At 46.3% G+C, this 20001-nt stretch carries 12 protein-coding genes; 3 read left to right on the forward strand and 9 right to left on the reverse strand.

Annotated features, from left to right (window positions below):
• The first annotated feature begins 93 nt into the window (after window positions 1-93).
• From FKX85_RS19660 to FKX85_RS19670, 3 genes are all read left to right on the forward strand, one after another.
• A complete protein-coding gene (locus FKX85_RS19660) occupies window positions 94-564 on the forward strand; it encodes a PspC domain-containing protein (protein ID WP_141616341.1) in 471 nt (156 codons plus the stop codon).
• Window positions 557-1153: a hypothetical protein gene (locus tag FKX85_RS19665; protein WP_141616342.1), complete on the forward strand. Its 597-nt coding sequence runs from the start codon at window positions 557-559 to the stop codon at window positions 1151-1153. Before FKX85_RS19660 ends, FKX85_RS19665 begins: the two co-directional genes overlap by 8 nt.
• Window positions 1154-1713: 560 nt before the next feature.
• Window positions 1714-2082 carry a GreA/GreB family elongation factor gene (locus tag FKX85_RS19670; RefSeq protein WP_141616343.1) on the forward strand — a complete coding sequence of 123 codons (369 nt, stop codon included), beginning with the start codon at window positions 1714-1716 and terminating at the stop codon, window positions 2080-2082.
• A gap of 488 nt (window positions 2083-2570) precedes the next feature.
• On the opposite strand, the gene FKX85_RS19675 is transcribed toward FKX85_RS19670, so the two are convergent.
• The 9 genes from FKX85_RS19675 to FKX85_RS19715 form a co-directional block, all read right to left on the reverse strand.
• On the reverse strand, window positions 2571-3686 hold the full coding sequence (locus FKX85_RS19675; RefSeq protein ID WP_141616344.1) for a DUF7507 domain-containing protein: 1116 nt from the start codon (window positions 3684-3686) through the stop codon (window positions 2571-2573).
• A 7-nt stretch (window positions 3687-3693) separates the two neighbouring features.
• On the reverse strand, window positions 3694-7257 hold the full coding sequence (locus FKX85_RS19680) for a beta strand repeat-containing protein (RefSeq protein WP_141616345.1): 3564 nt from the start codon (window positions 7255-7257) through the stop codon (window positions 3694-3696).
• Window positions 7258-7333: 76 nt separating this feature from the next.
• A complete protein-coding gene (locus FKX85_RS19685; RefSeq protein WP_141616346.1) occupies window positions 7334-8914 on the reverse strand; it encodes a T9SS type B sorting domain-containing protein in 1581 nt (526 codons plus the stop codon).
• On the reverse strand, window positions 8911-11268 hold the full coding sequence (locus FKX85_RS19690) for an OmpA family protein (protein ID WP_168196299.1): 2358 nt from the start codon (window positions 11266-11268) through the stop codon (window positions 8911-8913). The genes FKX85_RS19685 and FKX85_RS19690 overlap by 4 nt, the downstream gene beginning before the upstream one ends.
• 2 nt (window positions 11269-11270) lie before the next feature.
• Window positions 11271-12239, reverse strand: coding sequence for a PorP/SprF family type IX secretion system membrane protein (locus FKX85_RS19695; protein WP_141616348.1), 969 nt, complete (start codon window positions 12237-12239; stop codon window positions 11271-11273).
• A 551-nt stretch (window positions 12240-12790) separates the two neighbouring features.
• Window positions 12791-13183, reverse strand: coding sequence for a hypothetical protein (locus FKX85_RS19700; RefSeq protein WP_168196300.1), 393 nt, complete (start codon window positions 13181-13183; stop codon window positions 12791-12793).
• Window positions 13184-13276: 93 nt separating this feature from the next.
• Entirely contained in the window at window positions 13277-13612 is a 336-nt protein-coding gene (locus FKX85_RS19705; RefSeq protein ID WP_141616350.1) for a helix-turn-helix transcriptional regulator, read from the reverse strand.
• Window positions 13613-14228: 616 nt separating this feature from the next.
• Window positions 14229-15647: a tetratricopeptide repeat protein gene (locus FKX85_RS19710; protein WP_141616351.1), complete on the reverse strand. Its 1419-nt coding sequence runs from the start codon at window positions 15645-15647 to the stop codon at window positions 14229-14231.
• Window positions 15648-16405: 758 nt separating this feature from the next.
• Window positions 16406-19963 carry a PAS domain-containing protein gene (locus FKX85_RS19715; RefSeq protein WP_141616352.1) on the reverse strand — a complete coding sequence of 1186 codons (3558 nt, stop codon included), beginning with the start codon at window positions 19961-19963 and terminating at the stop codon, window positions 16406-16408.
• Window positions 19964-20001 lie beyond the last annotated feature (38 nt).

Consider the following 20001-nt stretch of genomic DNA (forward strand, 5'->3'; position numbering starts at 1 on the left):
ATCCAACGCCACTAGAAATCATTTGATTCCCCCGAAGAATAGATAGGGCTTTTGAAAAGGGAATTTCAGGGCTACCTTTCATCAAAAACAGTAATGAACGCCCAAAATCTCTTGACCCGTTATCTCCGTCCTGGAAAGCTGCTTTTTGGAGTTTGCTTCAGGCTCTCCATGCTTTTCAAGCTTCCCCTGGTAGTGATCAGGACCATATTTATTGTGCTGACCCTCTTTTTCATCCCCCTGGGCATTGTGGGATATCTTATGCTCTTGCTGATTTTACACCCCAAAACAGGAAGGTCGATGAGTTATACACTGATGGGAGCCCTTGTGGGGATTCCCTTGAGCTATTATTTCCAGCCTGATGTTATCGGGCACTTTGAAGGAAGCGGCAATATGATCAGCTACCTTTCCAACCTCGCCTCAACCATTAGCCAATACGATGAATATGTCGGCAACGGCTTGGAGGTGTTGGTCAACATCTTCCTGGCAATGGTGGTCTGTGGACTGGCAGGAGGGGCTATTGGGTATTATTCAACAAAAAGGAAAAACCAAAAAAACAATGAATAACAAGACAATGATTTCCATGGGACTGATTGCCATCTTTCTGGGAATGATGGGATGTTCCGGTAATGATGGAGACATGGACACTCCTGATGCATCACCATATTATTTCCAGTTCAAGGTCAACAGTTCCCAAGTGGATTATACCTATACACCGGAAACCCAGCAAAACCTGACCGGTGCCTACCTTGTTGACCAGGATAATCAATTGCATGTCATGCAGCTTTCGGGTACCGAATCGATTTTCAGTCCAAACAAGAACCAACTGGTCATCTACCTGAACCATGCTGAAGCGTTTACTACGGGCATCACCTATTCGAACAATCCTTCCTCACATGCGACGGTTCCTTCTTACTTCATCATGGGTTATCATGACCAGGACGGGGATAATTACACTGCCGCCCTGAACACCACGCTCACTCCACTATGGGAAAGCGTCCAACTGACCTTTGATGAAATTACGGGGGACGGGATCAAGGGAACCTTCTCGGGTAAATTGTTACAATATGACGCAAGCGCTGGCCAGAACCTGCTCATCGGACAGATCGAGATCACCGAGGGAAAATTCCATGTACCCAGAAACAACGAACCATGAGCCGTCCACCAATGTCAATTGTTGGCATACCACCTCCTGCATATCAATCAAATTGATCAATCGTTAACTAATTGTGAGTTATATTACCACAATCGCTGGCCAGAAATAAAAAGTTTCGCTAATTTACAAACTCATCATGATAAAAGGACGATACATCTATCCACTTGAATTTTCCAAGAAGGAACATCAGTTCCTTTTACGTGAAGGGTATTTCCGTTCCCAAAAATATTTTGCTGGCGATACCGGATCACCAACTGGAAATTCCTGTAATATGGAAACTTGTAAATTCTTTTTTCAGGCCTATGGTCATTTTTCATCATGACGTTAGGAGCTACCAAACAAATTTCAGTCCACCTACTGCCTGCAACCAGAAGGAAGGCAATTTATATGTATTCCTGCAGCAAGGCCTTTATTCCGATGCTCTCCTTTAGGGCATAAAGGAGAGCTTGTTTCTGATCGACCATTTATTTCCCCTATAATCTGTGGAGCAATACGATATTGCACGCTTTTGATGTCTTTTGGAAAGCGTTGGAAAATTCCTTTTAAAACTTCTACAAATCATGAAACCATTGATCAGAAAGTCGGATTACGATTCGATCAAGAAAATATTGATCGCTACTGTCCAAATGGGCTACCACAGGGATACCCTTGCCCTGGAAAAGGAACTGAGGAACTGCACGGTGGTTGCTGACCACTTGGTCGGTGACCATATCGTCAGACCTGGTTCCACCGTTGAGGTACTGGACAGCCTGCACGACAGAACCATCTGTGTTACCATCGTCACGCCCAAGGATGCCTGTGTATCCACCGGTCATATATCAATTTTAGCCCCGCTTGCGGTTGCCTTGTTGGGATTTGAAGAAGGCCATGAATTTACTTGGAACTTACCTTCCGGGGAAAGAAGACTGAAGATCGAAAAAGTGAAATAGAGGTAAGAACAGCTGGCCCCCGGGCTCATAAGTAAGCCTGGGGACATTTTAATATATCCCAGCCACTCGCAATTATTTAGTATTTGGGACCAAAGATTCCTACTTGCGCAAAACCAATGAAAGAAGAGGTTTCGTAAAATGTTATCCAATGCTTCGCTTTGCCTCTAAAATCGATAAAGAGGACAAACCTTAAAGGTTTCAGCTCTTACGAACGAAACTTATTAATTTGGAAAGGAGGGTAAATATTACCACTCCACTCCCCAGGCACCGTTTCTGGGCTATGGATTCCGCTAAACTTGCTTTTAAAATGGATAAGGTTATCATTATCCACAGTATCCTATTTACCCCTACCTTCGGTCATGCTGATCGGGACATCCTAAACCTGGAGAGCATTGTCACAGATCGTATCATACCACCCTCCTCTAACACATCAATACTTATGCCCCATTGAAATATACAAACACCTCATTTATACTAACCCATATTTGTCAGTCTCTACCTTTAGAAGGGAGCATTGGATTGCTTATCAATAGCCCGTTTCCCTTTCCGTTTAAGGGTACATAAGTATGCTCTGGTCGAGCAGGGTCCCATCCTGCATCCCCGCTCTGGTATGGAGTGGGGTCTGTTGATTCTTTTTCTGGCAATTGCTGGCCTGATTCACGTTCTCCCTTAACTTCTGTCTGATTATACACTCCTTTATTCCAGTATATGTCTTCCTCTGTTGTTTGATAGTCTACTGTAAAAGTCCAAACCTCTCCAATATCCAAAACATTATTGGTGTTGTCATCTCCCGAAAGGGTCCCTCCCAACAAATTCGTTCCTGAACTTAACCCTATTGGATCATCGCTTAATATTGGGTCCATGATCTCTACACCATAAACCGCTTCGTGATTTCCCGTATGCTCCACTTCAAAGGTATAGCTTATATTTTCACCTATTTGTGCATATCCATCACTGTTACTATCCACGAATTCACCGTCCTTTGTTATGTCATACATCTCTTCGCAAGGCACTTCATCCAAGCCGTAACCGGTACCAGTCATTTCTGTAGCGCCGACTACATTCTGGCGAGCTATTACTGTATTTGTTCCTGTTGAATTCCAGGTAATTGTATTCAAGGCATTTCCATTTATGAGCTCTAAAGGGAACAATGGACCAAAGGACTCTTTACTGCCATATAATGACACTTCCCCATTTTCACTGATTTGAACCCTTATTAGAGGGTTGGCCGCATCTCCGGCCAACTGCCAGATAGGATCGGTTTGGTTTTCGTATTCATCTCCATCTGCAAACCGTACATTAATTCCGGATGTACCATTGGATTGAAATTCGATTTCCTGTGTAGCCAGGTCCACCCCATTGATTTCCATATTAAAAGAATTGTCCAATATGAAAATATCCAGTGAGAAACCTGCGTTTGTTGCCGGTTGGGTAAAACTTTCTTCAATAGGATTAGTAGGGCTGTCACCATTTTCATAACTCCATCCAAAACCTCCGCCCTCAACCCCAATACGTTGGTAACAAGGATCCTGGGAAAACCCAAGCTGTATTAGGCCAAAGTTTAAACATAAGATAATCAGTATATACTTCACGTATCCCTTCATAATGGTACTACTTAACAACAAACACAATATTCATAAAGGAAGCAGGAGAAGCATTACCGATAACTTCGTAGGTCAATACCCCATTGGCATCCAACTGTACATTGGCAAACACATCAGTGTCATAATATGTGATATGATATTCAAGCTCTGTTGCCGGTAAGGTTGGAACTGCACTAGCTGCACCAGGGCTGCTCACCATAGGCCCACTAAACTGGTCCATGTAATCCTGATGTAAGTCCCGGGTGAAGGCCCCTGTAACGGAAGTATCAAATATAATACTGGGCATATAGAAAAATTTTGGCATCGTGGCTTTTATTTCTTCAATAGTGCCGTCTACTGCCGTATGGGTAAACGTACCATCGCCGTTATCCACCAGTTCGTCTGTCGTACCGGCCAGCTCGGTGGCAATCTCGTCAAGGGCATCCTGAACGTTCTCCGAGGACAGCCCGCTTGTCGTATTGTCATAACCGTTCGTGGATGCTGACGTCTCCACTGTCGCAAGGGAAGTGCCGCTCCCGTCGGTAAATGTATAGCTGCCGTCGCCGTTGTCGGTCACTGTGGTCGTGTTCGCATCGATGATGACCGCCGTACCGTCTACTGCCGTATGGGTAAACGTACCGTCGCCGTTGTCCACCAGTTCGTCTGTCGTCCCGGCCAGCTCGGTGGCAATCTCATCAAGGGCATCCTGAACGTTCTCCGAGGACAGCCCGCTTGTCGTATTGTCATAACCGTTCGTGGATGCTGACGTCTCCACTGTCGCAAGGGAAGTGCCGCTCCCATCGGTAAATGTATAGCTGCCGTCGCCGTTGTCGGTCACTGTGGTCGTGTTCGCATCGATGATGACCGCCGTACCGTCTACTGCCGTATGGGTAAACGTACCGTCCCCGTTGTCCACCAGTTCGTCTGTCGTACCGGCCAGCTCGGTGGCAATCTCATCAAGGGCATCCTGAACGTTCTCCGAGGACAGCCCGCTTGTCGTATTGTCATAACCGTTCGTGGATGCTGACGTCTCCACTGTCGCAAGGGAAGTGCCGCTCCCATCGGTAAATGTATAGCTGCCGTCGCCGTTGTCGGTCACTGTGGTCGTGTTCGCATCGATGATGACCGCCGTACCGTCTACTGCCGTATGGGTAAACGTACCATCGCCGTTGTCCACCAGTTCGTCTGTCGTACCGGCCAGCTCGGTGGCAATCTCATCAAGGGCATCCTGAACGTTCTCCGAGGACAGCCCGCTTGTCGTATTGTCATAACCGTTCGTGGATGCTGACGTCTCCACTGTCGCAAGGGAAGTGCCGCTCCCATCGGTAAATGTATAGCTGCCGTCGCCGTTGTCGGTCACTGTGGTCGTGTTCGCATCGATGATGACCGCCGTACCGTCTACTGCCGTATGGGTAAACGTACCGTCGCCGTTGTCCACCAGTTCGTCTGTCGTACCGGCCAGCTCGGTGGCAATCTCGTCAAGGGCATCCTGAACGTTTTCCGAGGACAGCCCGCTTGTCGTATTGTCATAACCGTTCGTGGATGCTGACGTCTCCACTGTCGCAAGGGAAGTGCCGCTCCCATCGGTAAACGTATAGCTGCCGTCGCCGTTGTCGGTCACTGTGGTCGTGTTCGCATCGATGATGACCGCCGTACCGTCTACTGCCGTATGGGTAAACGTACCGTCGCCGTTGTCAATAAGTTCATCACTGCTTGCGGCTATTATAGTTTCAATCTCCTCAATAAAATCACTGTTACTAGTCAGCGTCGTGATAAATCTGGAGTTATTAGCGATTTCATCCATTGAAACCTGCACCTTGGCCCCTTCACTGTCGGTCACCGTTAGCGAGTCGTTTTCTACCGTAAAGCTTGTATTCACCGTATTGAAATCACTCCAATCGATGGGCTGCTCGGTACCCGTGTCATCGATATAGCTAAAAGTACCGTCGGCCTGGTTATAGGTCACATTGCCGAAATCTTCTTCCAGCAGCTGCGTGATCTCATCTATAAAGTCATTGTTGTTGGCAATGGTCGTAACAAAAGATGAGTTGTTGGCGACTTCTTCCAATGACAGCTGTACCTTATCGCCCTCACTGTCGGTCACCGTAAGCGAGTCGTTTTCTACCGTAAAGCTTGTATTCACCGTATTGAAATCACTCCAATCGATGGGCTGCTCGGTGCCCGTATCATCGATATAGCTAAAAGTACCGTCGGCCTGGTTATAGGTCACATTGCCGAAATCTTCCTCCAGCAGCTGCGTGATCTCATCTATAAAGTCATTGTTATTGGTAATGGTCGTAACAAAAGCAGAGTTGTTTGCTACTTCTTCCAGTGACAGCTGGATCTTTCCGCCCTCACTATCGGTCACCGTAAGCGAATCGTTTTCTACCGTAAAGCTGTTGTTCACTGTATTGAAATCACTCCAATCGATGGGCTGCTCGGTGCCCGTATCATCGATATAGCTAAAAGTACCGTCGGCCTGGTTATAGGTCACATTGCCGAAATCTTCCTCCAGCAGCTGCGTGATCTCATCTATAAAGTCATTGTTATTGGTAATGGTCGTAACAAAAGCAGAGTTGTTTGCTACTTCTTCCAGTGACAGCTGGATCTTTCCGCCCTCACTATCGGTCACCGTAAGCGAATCGTTTTCTACCGTAAAGCTGTTGTTCACCGTATTGAAATCACTCCAGTCGATGGGCTGCTCGGTGCCCGTACCATCAATATAGCTAAAAGTACCGTCGGCCTGGTTATAGGTCACGTTGCCAAAGTCATCTTCCAAAAGCTGCGTGATCTCATCAATAAAGTCACTGTTATTGGCAATGGTCGTAACAAAAGCAGAGTTGTTGGCGACTTCTTCCAGTGACAGCTGGATCTTTCCGCCCTCACTATCGGTCACCGTAAGCGAGTCGTTTTCTACCGTAAAGCTGTTGTTCACCGTATTGAAATCACTCCAGTCGATCACCTGCTCGGTGCCCGTGTCATCGATATAGCTAAAAGTACCGTCGGCCTGGTTGTAGGTCACGTTGCCAAAGTCATCTTCCAAAAGCTGCATGATCTCATCATAGACGTTCCCGTTCTCCGAGATGTTTGTAGCGACAACAGCGGGGATATCGATCATCGATTCATTGCCCTGCTCATCTGTATAGGTAAACCTACCATCACCATTGTTCTCCAAACTGGAAACCGTCTCATTGAAAAGCGCACTCAGGTCCATCGGGACCAGCTCCCCATCATTGTCATTGTAATAAAACCGGTCCGCTTCCTGGTCATAGACAAGCATGTTATTGGCTGCCGCGCTACCACCGCTCCAGGCTAGCCGTCTCCACTTCCCGTCAAACCAATAATAATACCCCGGGACAATCATGTCATTTTCGGTAATGTTGAACACCAAAAGGCTTTCCACGTTCCCTTCGGTGATCGTGCTCCCATCTGTAATGTCCTCCAGGGCCACCCGAGGGATCAGGACCCCACGGTCCGAAGAAACCACTTCCAGTTGGGAAGACGTATTCGGATCTTCGGTGCCTACCCCTACCTGGGCCATGGCCGTACTACCCATGACCAAACAAAAGGCTAAAAGTATTACTCTTTTCATAGCTATCATTCTTTAAAATTTATTGACCAACTGAGTTCTTTTATTTCTTGATTTATCGACAAAGTATGGCCCAGGCTCATTCCTTTATTACCTGTATCCATCCCTTGAATTCCTTTTCTTCTCCACTGGGCTCCGTTACTTCCAAAATGTAGAAGTAGGTGCCCGCTATCAGCCCATCGGCATTCCAGTCGTTCTGGTAGTCCCCGGTATCCAGTACCTCGTCGTTCCACCGGTTCAAAATCACTATCCTGTTGCTTGTAAACCTGTTGAGGCCCCGGATCTCAAATACATCGTTGTCCCCATCACCATTGGGAGTGATCACATTGGGGATAAAGAAGGCATTGATGTTGTTTTCATCGGTGGCCGCATTGTCGGTAGGATCCCCATCCTCCTGGGAAGCCCCCACCTCCGCATAATTGGTAATGGGACCGGCTGTTCCGGCTGTTACACGGAGCTTGATCACCATCTCGTCCCCCGACAGGAACAGTGGAACACGCCAGGTAAGCACCTGGCCCATCGTTTCCATATCCCAGTCCATCAGACCAAAGGCCGACTGTACTTCCACGCTTTCATATTCCAGGCCATTGGGAAGGTTGTCCACAATGACCACATCGGAGGCATCCACCTCACCGTTGTTCTGGACCCTGATCTCGTATTCAAACACATCCCCTTCATAAACGGATGCTTCAAAAGAGGTCTTCGAGATCGACATATTGGTCATATTGGCCGACATCACCGCCAGGGTAAATATGCCATCGTCCTCCAATGGTTCGGGGGTCGTCACCGTTTGGGCATTGCCGTCCACATCACCGCCAAGGTTGGTCCAGATCGATTCCTCCCCGTCCCATTTTGCCACCACCATATCACTGGCCTCTCCCAAAATAAACGCAGGGGTCGTCACATCACGCCAGGAAAGCGTCAGGCGGACAGCGGTATTCTCAGCGCCGTTCTCCAGGAACAGCTCCCAGTATTCCGCATCATTGACCAGCTCGATATCCGCTTCCTTTTGTTCCCGCGGATATAGCCCGTCGGGATCCTCATAAAAGTATTTGGTGTGGAATTCCACATCCGATTCGGCCGGTGCCGTGATCCCCGCAAACCTGAAATATCCACCGTCACCAACTGGGTAAGCAAAGTCCTCATCCCCGATCTTTTCCACATAACCGTCCACATGGCTCGCATCAGAGGCCCCTTCATAGCCACTGCCGCGCTCAAAAAGCACCAGGCCACCATGGCCATCTGAAACCACCACCCCGTCCACAAACCTGGACATCCCCGAAATACTGATATCACCGGAGAGTTGAAAGGCATTTTGATCATTGCCATTGTCAAAAAGCACATTGTTCAGCCCTGACAGTTGGCTACCGCTGATCTGCTGTACCCCATACTTCCCCACAAAACGGGTAGTCCCCTCTTCACCCTGGCTAAAGGTCACTTCTCCATCATTATTGAAATGGGCATACAGGTACAGCTCCCCATCATTTATCATTTTGCCCGTTTCGGTATTGTCCACATTGAAATTACTGGACAGCACGGTCCCGGGCTTTATGCTCATCGTACCCTTGTTCACCGTCTGGGCAGATGCACCGGAAACAATTGCCACAACCGCCAACAGGAAAAATGTCCCCCTAAATAAAAATTGTCCGACTTTTCTCATTGGTTCACCTTGATTTCTGTTCTTCTGTTCAATTGATGCATTTCCTCACTGCAGGGAATATCCCGGCAGTCATGGACCGGAGAGGATTCGCCAAACCCGGTATAGTCCAGGCGGCCTTTGTTGATCCCCCTGTCGATCAGGTACCCGGCCACTGCCCTGGCCCTTTCTTCCGATAGCGCCTTATTGTAGGCTTCACTGCCCCTGCTATCGGTATGCCCCTGGAGCTCCAGGCGCAGGGCACTGTTGTTTTCAAGCAGCAGCACCAACCCCTCCAGTTCCATCTTGTCTTCCATCCGCAGGCCCGACCTGTCAAAGTCAAAGTAGACCGTGGGTACTCCTGTTTGGTCCCCTATTTCCTGTATGATCTGCAGCCCATCGCACCAGTCTTCCGGCAACATGCCTCCCGGAACGGTCATGCCCTCTTCAATGTCCAGGGTGATGACCAGCTCGGTCCTCCTGTTGAGCTGGTGCAATCCTTCCGGACAGTTGGCCCCATCTCCACAGTCGTTCACCAACTGTTCTTCCCCGTGCCATTCGGCAGCTATCCTTGCTGCTTCCACACCACTGCCCACCAGCCTGGACTTCACCTTCTCCGCCCTTTGTCTGCTCAATTCCACATTATATTGCCGTGATGCCCTGGAATCGGTGTGCGCAGAGACCTTGAGCCGCAGGAAGGGGTATTCCCTGAGCAGCCTGGAGACCCTGGCCAATATCTTGGAGGCATCTTCCCGGACAGTGCTCTTGTCCAGATCATAATAGATGATATCCACAAATTCCGTCCTGTTGCCGGGAACCCGCACAAGCCTGTATTCCCTTTCAATGGTCCCCGGTCCGGATCCCTTGGTGCTAATATCACCGTCCACAATACCGAAGTAGCCATCCTTGGTTATCTCAAGTGCATAGTCGGTGCTTTCCGAAAGCTCCCCCCTATAAACCCCTTCTTCTTCCCGGGCCATTTCAACCAACTCCCCTTCTTCGTTTTTGACCATAAGCCTGGCACCTGCCACTGGCAACCCGTTGCAGTCCACCGTACTGACCACCAGCTTCCTCAGCGCACGGGCCACCTGACGGTAGATATTGTCCAGCCCCGAGTCCCCCTTCCTGTTGGAGCTCAGGTAACGTGCCTGGTCCGCATATTGCCGGTAGGCGAAGTCGTCCTTGCTTGAATTATATGGCTGCCCCAAGGGGACAAGCCCCGAGAAGTCGCCTCCCTGCAGGTCCGCCCGGTAGACATCCAGCCCTCCATGGCCCGGGTGCCCGTTGGAGGCAAAATAGAACTTGTCCATACTTACAAAGGGATCCCTTTCGTCTCCCGCCGAATTGACGGGCTCCCCTACATTTACCGGATCCCCAAATTCAAAATCACCCGTATACGCCACATAATAGAGGTCATATCCGCCATGTCCGCCTGCCATGTCTGAGGCGAAGTACAATCGTTGTCCTGCCGCATCCACAAAGGGCGTCACCATGCCGTGTTCAAATGTGCTGTTGTACCGAAAGGATTTGATATCGGTGACACTGTCCCCCTGCAGCTCTCCATAGAAAATCTCCGGGCTGACCGTGAACCTTCTTTTCCGCTTTGCCTTTCTGATGCTCCGTGTGGCAGAGAAGAACAGGTACTCCCTGCCCCCTGCCCTGGCAAGGGCAGGGTCGCTTATATTCAAAAAATCGTCCCTGTCCATCTGCAGTTGGACAATCCCCCCTTCCGGGTCTTTCTTGTATATCTTCAGGTATTCCCTGCCCGTCCAGTCCGAAAATTCCTTGTCGTACAGTTGGTTCCGGGCATCGAACCTGATGCCCGGAACAGGCCTTTCTTCGCGCTTCGTATCCCTGTCGGAAACAAAATAGAGGTTCCCCGATCCATCCCTTGCCCCCATGAAATCAGCTGCCTCCGGGGAGTTCAGTCCCGCTGCCAGCTCCAGTTGGGCTTCTTCGGACCTCTCGCTGACCGCCTGGTACATCAACAGGTCCAGGGGATCCATTGCGTTCAGGTCAACACCAAGCTGTGCCAGCTTCTCCCTGGCCACATCCTGCTTTCCGGCCGCATAGGCGGACTTCAGGTAGGCCTCCGCATCGGAAAGGGAGGGCTCCTCCGCCAGCTCCATGGCCTTCTCCCACCAATCATGGGCCTGGGCATAGGAATTTGTTTTTGAATAACACTGGGCCGCCCCTTTGGCCGAGCGGTAGCTGTTCCTCCTTTCATAGGCACTGCTATAGGCACTCGCCGCCTGCCGGTAGTTGGAAAGGCCCATTTGTTCATCTGCATACCTTATCAGCGAACCCTGGCCGTGCACCGTGGACGGAAATACAATCGACAGAAAAAGTGTCAGTACAAGTATAAAATTCTTCATCATCTTTAGAACCATCTTTGATTTCTCATCCTGGCTTTGCGGGGAGACAGGTAATACCCCAGGGATATCTCATGCGAATTGTGCCGCATACCCGACAATACGTTCAGGTTTTGGTCATAGGCGTATCCTATCCTCAGATCCGGGGTCGCAAAGAGCTCAAGGATCAAGGCCACCGCATTCCTGTTGGACAGCCGATCGTCAAGGTTGTCCTTCCACCACTTTACATTGGACCGAAAGGAACCGCCCAGCCATAGCCGCTCATGGAAAAGGAACATCGCGTTCAGGTCAAAATTGGTCGGTGCACCCTTCACTTCCTTTACCAGGATCGAGGGCTTGAATTTTACCGCATTGCTCAATGGCAAAAGCGTCCCGGCGGTCAGGTAATAGTGGAAGTCATGGTAGGCCAGCGCGATGTCCTCACGCTTGACCTGCTTTTTGCCGATCATGTTATAGGCACTCAGCCCGATGTAAAAATCGCTGGTATTGAAAAAAATGCCCGCATTCATATTGGGCGTGTACAGGTTGGTCATCCCGTCCGACAGTACATCGTCAGGGTAGTCGTTGGGATCAAGCATCGAATGGTCCAGCGCATATTCGGAAACTCCCGCACTGACACCGATGCCCAAAAACGACTCATGGCCCGTTTGGATACGGTAGGCATAGGTCAACAGCCCCCCCGTGGTGCGCGCCGCACCAAGCTCATCGTTGAGAAAAAGCACCCCGAAGCCCATCGTCCCCTCATTGGCACTGAAATCAGCTGATAGTGACAGCGTCTTCGGAGCTCCAGGGAAATTGGTCCACTGCGAACGGTAGGTCGCCTGAACATAGCCTTCCTGCTTGTAGCCCGCATAGCCCGGATTGATATGCAGCCCGTTGAAAATATACTGGCTGAATTGGGGCAACTGTTGAGATTGACTCTCCCCATAGCATACCAACAGGCAAATCCCCATTAACACCTTGAAAAAGAACTTCATTCTGCACGTATATTAAATTATAAAAAACTTGTTTTTCACTCTTAGCAAGTATTAAATACGCGCAAATAAACCTTATAAAAAGTTAAGAGAACTAAAATAAGTATACACAATACTACTCAAACATACTCAAACCGGCACAAAAACATGTAATAATACATTTATGTACAGATATATTACAATAGAAAAATCACTACTGAAAAAATTATTTTCGTTGGGTTGTGCTATAAATAACTTTTCCACCGGAACACTTAAGCAATTCTGGATGTAGGACATAACGTTAACGTGCTAATTAACAACAGGTAAAATGAGCCACTTAAAAAACCATCATGGTGCTGCTGGACAAGGACATCCCATTAATGCTTATCATAACAAATCATCTGCCTTTTATAAAAAAACACACCATACCATAAGGAGTATTCCGGCCTGGTCAAGAACCGTATCAGGTATGTGAAAATCACGAAGATCTAAAATGGAAAAATAAGCATCGTTCATTTCATCAACGAACCGGTAACAGCTATTTCGAACCACTCGTCCAGCCTAACCGGGAAAAGTTATTCCAGTATAATAAAACTATCTTCCTTTATAGGATATTCCAGTACGGGCATACCGCCCTTTCCATAGGATGTTTTATCATAAACTCGGATAATTCCTTTCTTAGGGAATATTTTCCTAATAGAATCGATTACCTCATTAGCGTTTGGCATATCCCCAATAAAAAATAATTTGGCCGATATATCCTTTCCAACTATATCGTTCAGGAATTCATTATAGCCTGTCGCAACCCTCAAATCGCTATGTTGTCCAGTAGATAAATGAACTGTTAATTTGTCAAGCAATTGTGGGGACATTCCAATAATGTAATAGTCAATTCTAATTTTGCAGTCATTGACAATGGCCGGTTTGGGTTTAATCGTATGGATCATTGGAATAAAACTTCTTTTCACATTAACAAAACAATCATTCACTAATTTACCCTTCCCCCGACATATTAACTTGTTGGGTATTGATAAATATTTATGGTAGACCTCTAAGAAAATTCAATGGTCAATACAGTCGGCAAGTTTTTTGTCTTTATCCAAACCAGATTCAAGCTCCATTAAGTAAAGCGTCAAATTGGCATTGGAAGGTATTCCCAGCCTTTTCCTGATCCTATACTTTCTGGCCTCGATTGATCTCAGACTACAATTCGTCATATGGGCGATCTCCTTTGTATGATAATCAAGCTTTAGAAGTGCACATACTTTAAAATCCTTGGGGTTGATGTCGGGAATATGGCTTTTTAATAGGGATACAAATGTAGGATGACTGTCACAAAACGCTGTAATAAACCTGGTACTGTCCCCCCCAATAACTGATTTACTATTCCAATTCATTCTGTTGTTAAAAAGAGTAGTATTATTCAATTTTATTTAAGCCGGTTTTACATGTATTCTCGATTCGGTGAGACCATTGGCCAGTTTATTGCCAAACTCACATATAAATATTTGAAGAATATATTGATCGATCACACCTGAAAGGTCCGTAACTGTTCAAGTGAAGAATTATTATCCAAAGGAGGGAATAAAAGAAATGAAGGCAAAAAATCTGGATACTACAAATATACTACATGGGCAATAAAACAATGAAAAATAACTATAAAGCAATAAAATACGGGAATAAAACTAAATCATTCCTCCCTCATTAATCCATCCATCATAAACCTGTCTGTTTGAAATTGCCATATACTACTGTTAGCGGAAATGGGGACATGTCCCCTCCTCTTTTCAACAGTGGTTCTTCTGGATACATTGAGACATTTCAGGAAATAATGGACATGATGATTTAAAAACGCTACTATCCTCCTACCCCTTAGGCCCATTGCATTGGCATCCTAAATGCAATATGGAACCCCTTGCGTATTTGTCGTAACCATTGTGTCGTACCGCTCCAAAATCAAAAGCCTCTTCCAGATTATGATGGATGTTTTGCATTTAATTTAAAAGGCAACGTCTACAGGGTTTTAGCCCACAGATATAGATCTGATTTTGAATCCAGGTGCAACTTTTTTCTCAGTCTATACTTTCTCATTTGGACCGTCTTATGCTGAACAAATGTAAATGAAGCAATCTCTTTGGTGGAAAAATTAAGATAAAGCATGGCACTAAGCTCCAATTCCTTTCTGGTCAAGTCAGGATGTAAACCCATTATCCGATTCATCCAATCCGGGTAAACTTCCTCAAATTTGGCAAGAAAACCCGCTTCGTTGTTTTTTGCCAATTGCACTACTTCTTCCAGGCCATTTTCCCCACTGATTAACAGGTTGTTTTTTTCGTCGGTCAAATCAATTACTTTTTCGGTCAACACCAAGTTCACCTTTCTCTTTTTAAGATAAAAGACAAGCATGCCGCACAATGCCAGTCCGCTTATCGTGATAAACAGAACGAACTTATTTTCCCAGTTTGATTTTATTTCCTCATTTAGTCGAACAACCGTAGCAACCGATAGTTTAAGTCCATCTCTTTTAAACGTTTGCATGCTATCCTTGGCCACAACCAGTTTATTCAATAATTCCAGCTCTCCGGCTTTATTTCCCTCTTCTCTGTACAGTTCAATCATGGCCTGATATCCACTTATCAGGCAGGGTAACCGTTGAATTTCCTCGGCAATTTGAATGGCATTTCCAAGATAACTATTCGCTTTGTTCCACTCGTCCTTTCTTAAATAATACCTTCCAGCATGCAGATTAATCCAAAAATCTTCATTTTTCGAATTGTTTTGATTGTGCTCATGTACCATCATCTTTTTAAAATAATGATCTGCAGAATCCTGATTTGCCCGATGATTCAGGAAATAGTTGAGCATATAGGATAGCCCAATTGGCCCCTGTCCGTATTCCAATCCTTTGCGCAAGGATTCCATGGCCCGCTCATATTCGTTTATTTGGAAGTAGAAACGGGCCCTTGTATTGATGAGGTATTGCATCCTTCCCTGTGGTACTTTTCCCTTTCCTTCAAGGACCAAAAAATCCATTGCCTTTTTATTGTGTTCCAATGCTAATTCATGTAAGCCAAGTTGGCTGAAGCATTGTGCAAACTCTTGGTGTAGCCTTCCTTTCAATAAAAAATCATCCCTGTTGTGCAAAAGAGTGCGTGCACTCCCCAAAAATTCAAGACTCTTTTCAAATTTGCCTATTACCCATAAAACATTCCCTAAGTCAATTCTCGCTGCAATTTCATTTCCCGTACCATCCCCTTCCTCAATATAATTCAACAGGTGATTTATGGCTTCCTCATACTTACCGTCCTTCTTCAGGTCTTTAAAATCACCTCTCACCTTTACATAATCATCATGCTTGGTCACTCCTGACACCTCAAAGAATAACCCAAAACAAACTCCGAAGACCAACTTTAACCTAAGCAATGCTAACACAACAATCCAGTTTATTTTCCAAAAATAGTTTTCCAAAAATCATCATTAATAATGAACTGTTAAGAGAAACGCTAAACTGTAGAATCAAAACGTTAACTTTTTAGTTCAATAGATCCATCGGATAGATCTATTTCACGTCCAAAGGTAAATCTAGAAAAAGTGAATTTTCAAAGAAATTATAATTTATTTCCAACATGAAATCCCGTACAGCTTCAATATTGATTAAATACGAAATATTTTTGAAAGCTTTTTATAATCGGATCTTGGCCAAAATCATCCTGCAGTGGGGAGGAAAAGTGGGGTTTTCGATCTTTTATAGACATTTTATATAGACTGGCCCGAAGGTATTTTCCAAAACACGACTACTCGTCTAAACTATAAATATTTGCACACTTATCTTCCAGGCGGTCACGGGAAATCCAAAAAAAGGTATCCACCCCGTCCTTTTTCGTGGTTCAATGCCCCCTTTTTCTTTTAATTCACAATGTTGCATAAAAAGCCCGGTCCATCCAGAGAAACGGTAAAAATCCTTGGAATAAAAATGGCCACAAGGTAGGTTAAAGGACCTCTAAGGAATACTTTAGCCATCTATACAAAAGGAGACTAATTTGAATAGTAAACATTTAGCGCCTCGCTTTACTAAAGGAAATGTACGGACGAACAAGCAGAAAAAGAGAGTGTTCTCAAGGGCAGCAAGAGGAGCCCCATTGGAAATGCCCCTCCATTAATCATCAACCTTTGAAAGGTCTCTGTTAATATTAGTTTTTGTGCTTTGCCTTGTCCCTGTTATGTATATCGGCCCCACTCTCTCCGATGATTAAGTTCTCGATGGTCAGCACCTCGCTATTAATGTCGTGGATGACCTCATCAAGGTTCTCGGCAGCGGCAAAAAGATGGTCAAGGATCTCTCTTTCACTTTCCATATATGAACTTTTGAATTCCTTAAGGATATTAACCATGATCATGATATTGGTCAAGGGCGAGCGGACAAGGTGGGACTGCTTCCAGGCAATTTCACGGAGTTTACTGTTTTGCACCTGGATTATTTCCAGGTGTTTTCTTGCCGCGGTGATATCCTCAATGGCCCCGACCGATCGATGGGGCATGCCTTCCTCATCCCTGATGATGTAACACCTGTCCCGCACCAAAACCAGGTTTCCCGTCCTTGTCCTGACTTTATACTCCTTTTGCCAATAATTTTTGGTCTTGTCCCCACAAACCAGCATATAGGATTTCCAGGCCTCCATTCTATCACTTTCCTCAATTCTTGCCATCCAGGAATTATTGATACCAAAAGGCTCAGTGCTTTTATATGCTACCTTTTCCTGCAGGGCAACACTCCTGTAAATATTTCCTGATTCATGGTCAATGTCCCAGATCATTTCATGGGTCGCCATCATGGCCAGTTCAAAACGTTCATTGCTGAGCTTGATCCGGTTCTCTGCTTCCTTCTGCTCGGTGATGTCCTGGATTACCCCTTCAATTTGGGTGGGACTTCCTTTTTCATCGACCAGCAGGTTCACCGTTTGGGTCACCCATCTTACCCGGTCATCTGCCGTGATGATCCGGTGGGTAAACTTCATTGCCTTTCCCAGGAGAAGCTCCTCCATCGGAGCATCTTCCATCAAATGCCTGTCTTGGGGATGGAAGGTATTGAGGACATTTTCATAGGTAGGGATAAACTTCTTTGGGGAAACACCATAAATCTTGTAGGTTTCCATACTCCATTCGGAAACCCCTTCTTCCCACTTCCTGCTCCAATACCCCAGCTTTGCAATCCGTTGCGCACTGTTCAGCCGGTGATAGGCCTGCTTGAGAGCCAGTTCGGATTTTTTCCTTTCTGTAATATCCATGCCCATGCAATAGTAAAGCTTTTCTTCATTACTGGTGTTTTTCTTCCAGCTTACCCACTTCACTTGGTTCCCTTCACCGTACATTCTCACCTCCAGTAAACCTGAACTATCCTTTGGATCAAGGAAAGCGGAAAGCCTATCAGAATCCTCTCCAATGGCAAATGCAGCAAGATGTTTTCCCGATATATTTCTTTGTTCTTTGCCCAGCACTTTTGCAAATGCTTCATTGCTGCGGATGATTTTACCTTCAAAATTAATGATGGCCAACAGATTACTGGAAATACCAAGAAAATATTCCAGCTCTGATTCGATCAATTTGTTTTTGACTGCCGCTCCAATCTGCTGACCGATTTCTTCCAGGAATGTTCTTTGATCCCTGAATACATCCATACTTTCCGCGGATAACACCAAAAAAACGCCGATGATCTCACGGTCATGGACGATAGGAACCCCAATACCGAGTGAAAGTCCTGCGGCCTTGGCCACTTGTGAGCGTAAAAACAAGGGATTCCCCTCCAGTTTTTCCCAGGTAATGACCGTGGCAGATTCCCATACTTTACCTGGAAGGCCTTGGCCTTTGGTAACCTGGTTCAAGGGATGTTCCCATGAACGGAAGTGATGTGTCCTTGATTTTTTATGGGCACTGGTGTTTAGATGCATATGGTTGCCATCCTTGGATTTCAACCAAACTTCCCCCATTTCCATGCCTGTGAAATCAAGCAGCTCGCCCATCCCCCTTTTAAGGGATGTATTCAGCTTACCTGGCTGCCCTATCGCAAATGACATCCTGAATTTAAGGTTCTTCATCCTATCGTTGTGAATGGCCTTGGTGATATCCCTTAGCGTACCGACAATCCTCAGCGCCTTTCCCGTGTCATCCCTAATGGCACTGCAGTAATCCACTACCATGGCATAGCTCCCGTTTGCACGTTGAAACCGGTAATTTAAGGAAAGGCTCTTTTTTTGGGGAGATTTGATAAATTCGTCCAGCATCCAAAGCACTTTCCTGCTGTCCTCAGGATGGATATGATCCTTCCAAAATGTAAAGGGGTATCCACTTTCCCCCATATCTGGGTAACCAAAAACGTTTTCCAGCGCCCTTCCCATTTTGGACACCTCACCTGACTCCATGTCCATATCATAGATATGGTCCTTGGAGGCAAGGGTGGCCAACCGGTACCGTTCATTAATCATGAGGGCATTCTCCTGCTCGAGCTTGAGTTCGGTGATGTCCATGATATTGGCTACGATACCGTCCACTCCTGTTACGCCCAACATGTTGGTGAGCTTCATTTCAAACCACCTTATTTCTCCCTTATTGTCCAAGGCACGAAAGGCCGGAATCCTGGCCTTCCCCGTTTTCATCGCTTTTTGCATTTTTCCTGAGAGCAGGTGCCTGTCTGCAGGCTGGACAAATTCCAAAATGTCCCTCCCCTGAAAGTCCTCTGGATTTTCCCCGAAAATATTCACCGAAGAAGGGCTTATATAAGTCAGTCTACCTGTTTTGTCCAGAACGGCAATAAGCTCACCACCACCTTGTACCAGTGCCCTGAATTTTGCTTCACTCATTTGCATCTGGTCATAGGAATGCCATTTTTCAGCAAAATGGGAAATATTGGCACTGATACTGGAAAGAAACGGCCCATAGCTTTCTTTTTCCTCATCCATGGGCCGGGATTTATGCAAAAGTAAAAAAGCTGTGCATCTCCTGTTTACCATAATGGGCATGAACAGGAACGTTCCCTTCAGCCTTTTAACGGGCAATAAGTCCTGTAGGGATTGCCAATATGTATCCTGGTGGTCCATCACCCTTGGGCGGGTGCCGAGATGGACGTTTCCTGAAATGGTGACAGATGGCATTGAAAACAACCTGTTATCTCCTAGGTAATCCTTTCTGATCCATTTGCTGACCTTGTCTTTCCGGTTTTCCAATCCCACAAAATAGTAGGCTCTGTCCATGACCAGGGGTTTGAGCAACAACCTGATAAGGCTCAGTATTGCCGCTTCCAGGGTATTGGATTCCATCAGTAGTTGGTTGCCCCTATCGATGAGTTCTACTTTGGCTTTTTGGACGGAAAGCTCCTCCAACAGCCCCATTCGTTCAGTCTGGTCCACGGCTATGACCAGTTCGGCATTATGTTGCCTGTATTTGATCAGGCTGCCCTTGATCTGCACCTTCATCAGGGTGCCATTTTTCCTGCGGTGCAGGAAAAGACCATGGTCTTTATCAACATCACCACTTTTCAGCGCCTCAATCGCCTTTTTCAATTTGGGGACTTCATCTTCTGGACGGATATCGGCAATGGTCATTTTCAAAAATTCTTCGTTTGTATAGCCATACTGCCTTTCGGCTTCCTTGTTTACGGCAAGAAACCGTAATGTTTCCAGGTCATAGATCCACATGGGAAATGGCGAAAGGCCAAAAATGTTTTCCTGTAGAAGGGAATCGTCGTGACGGTTCATAGCAAAGTTACTTGTGGGTAAAGGGTATACTTGTGGGG

The organism is Echinicola soli, from assembly GCF_006575665.1.
GTDB classification, from domain to species: domain Bacteria; phylum Bacteroidota; class Bacteroidia; order Cytophagales; family Cyclobacteriaceae; genus Echinicola; species Echinicola soli.

Coding starts and splice junctions, on each gene's coding strand:
- FKX85_RS19660 (WP_141616341.1), top strand. CDS start 94: ATGAACGCCCAAAATCTCTTGACCCGTTATCTCCGTCCTGGAAAGCTG.
- FKX85_RS19665 (WP_141616342.1), top strand. CDS start 557: ATGAATAACAAGACAATGATTTCCATGGGACTGATTGCCATCTTTCTG.
- FKX85_RS19670 (WP_141616343.1), top strand. CDS start 1,714: ATGAAACCATTGATCAGAAAGTCGGATTACGATTCGATCAAGAAAATA.
- FKX85_RS19675 (WP_141616344.1), bottom strand. CDS start 3,686: ATGAAGGGATACGTGAAGTATATACTGATTATCTTATGTTTAAACTTT.
- FKX85_RS19680 (WP_141616345.1), bottom strand. CDS start 7,257: ATGAAAAGAGTAATACTTTTAGCCTTTTGTTTGGTCATGGGTAGTACG.
- FKX85_RS19685 (WP_141616346.1), bottom strand. CDS start 8,914: ATGAGAAAAGTCGGACAATTTTTATTTAGGGGGACATTTTTCCTGTTG.
- FKX85_RS19690 (WP_168196299.1), bottom strand. CDS start 11,268: ATGATGAAGAATTTTATACTTGTACTGACACTTTTTCTGTCGATTGTA.
- FKX85_RS19695 (WP_141616348.1), bottom strand. CDS start 12,239: ATGAAGTTCTTTTTCAAGGTGTTAATGGGGATTTGCCTGTTGGTATGC.
- FKX85_RS19705 (WP_141616350.1), bottom strand. CDS start 13,612: ATGAATTGGAATAGTAAATCAGTTATTGGGGGGGACAGTACCAGGTTT.
- FKX85_RS19715 (WP_141616352.1), bottom strand. CDS start 19,963: ATGAACCGTCACGACGATTCCCTTCTACAGGAAAACATTTTTGGCCTT.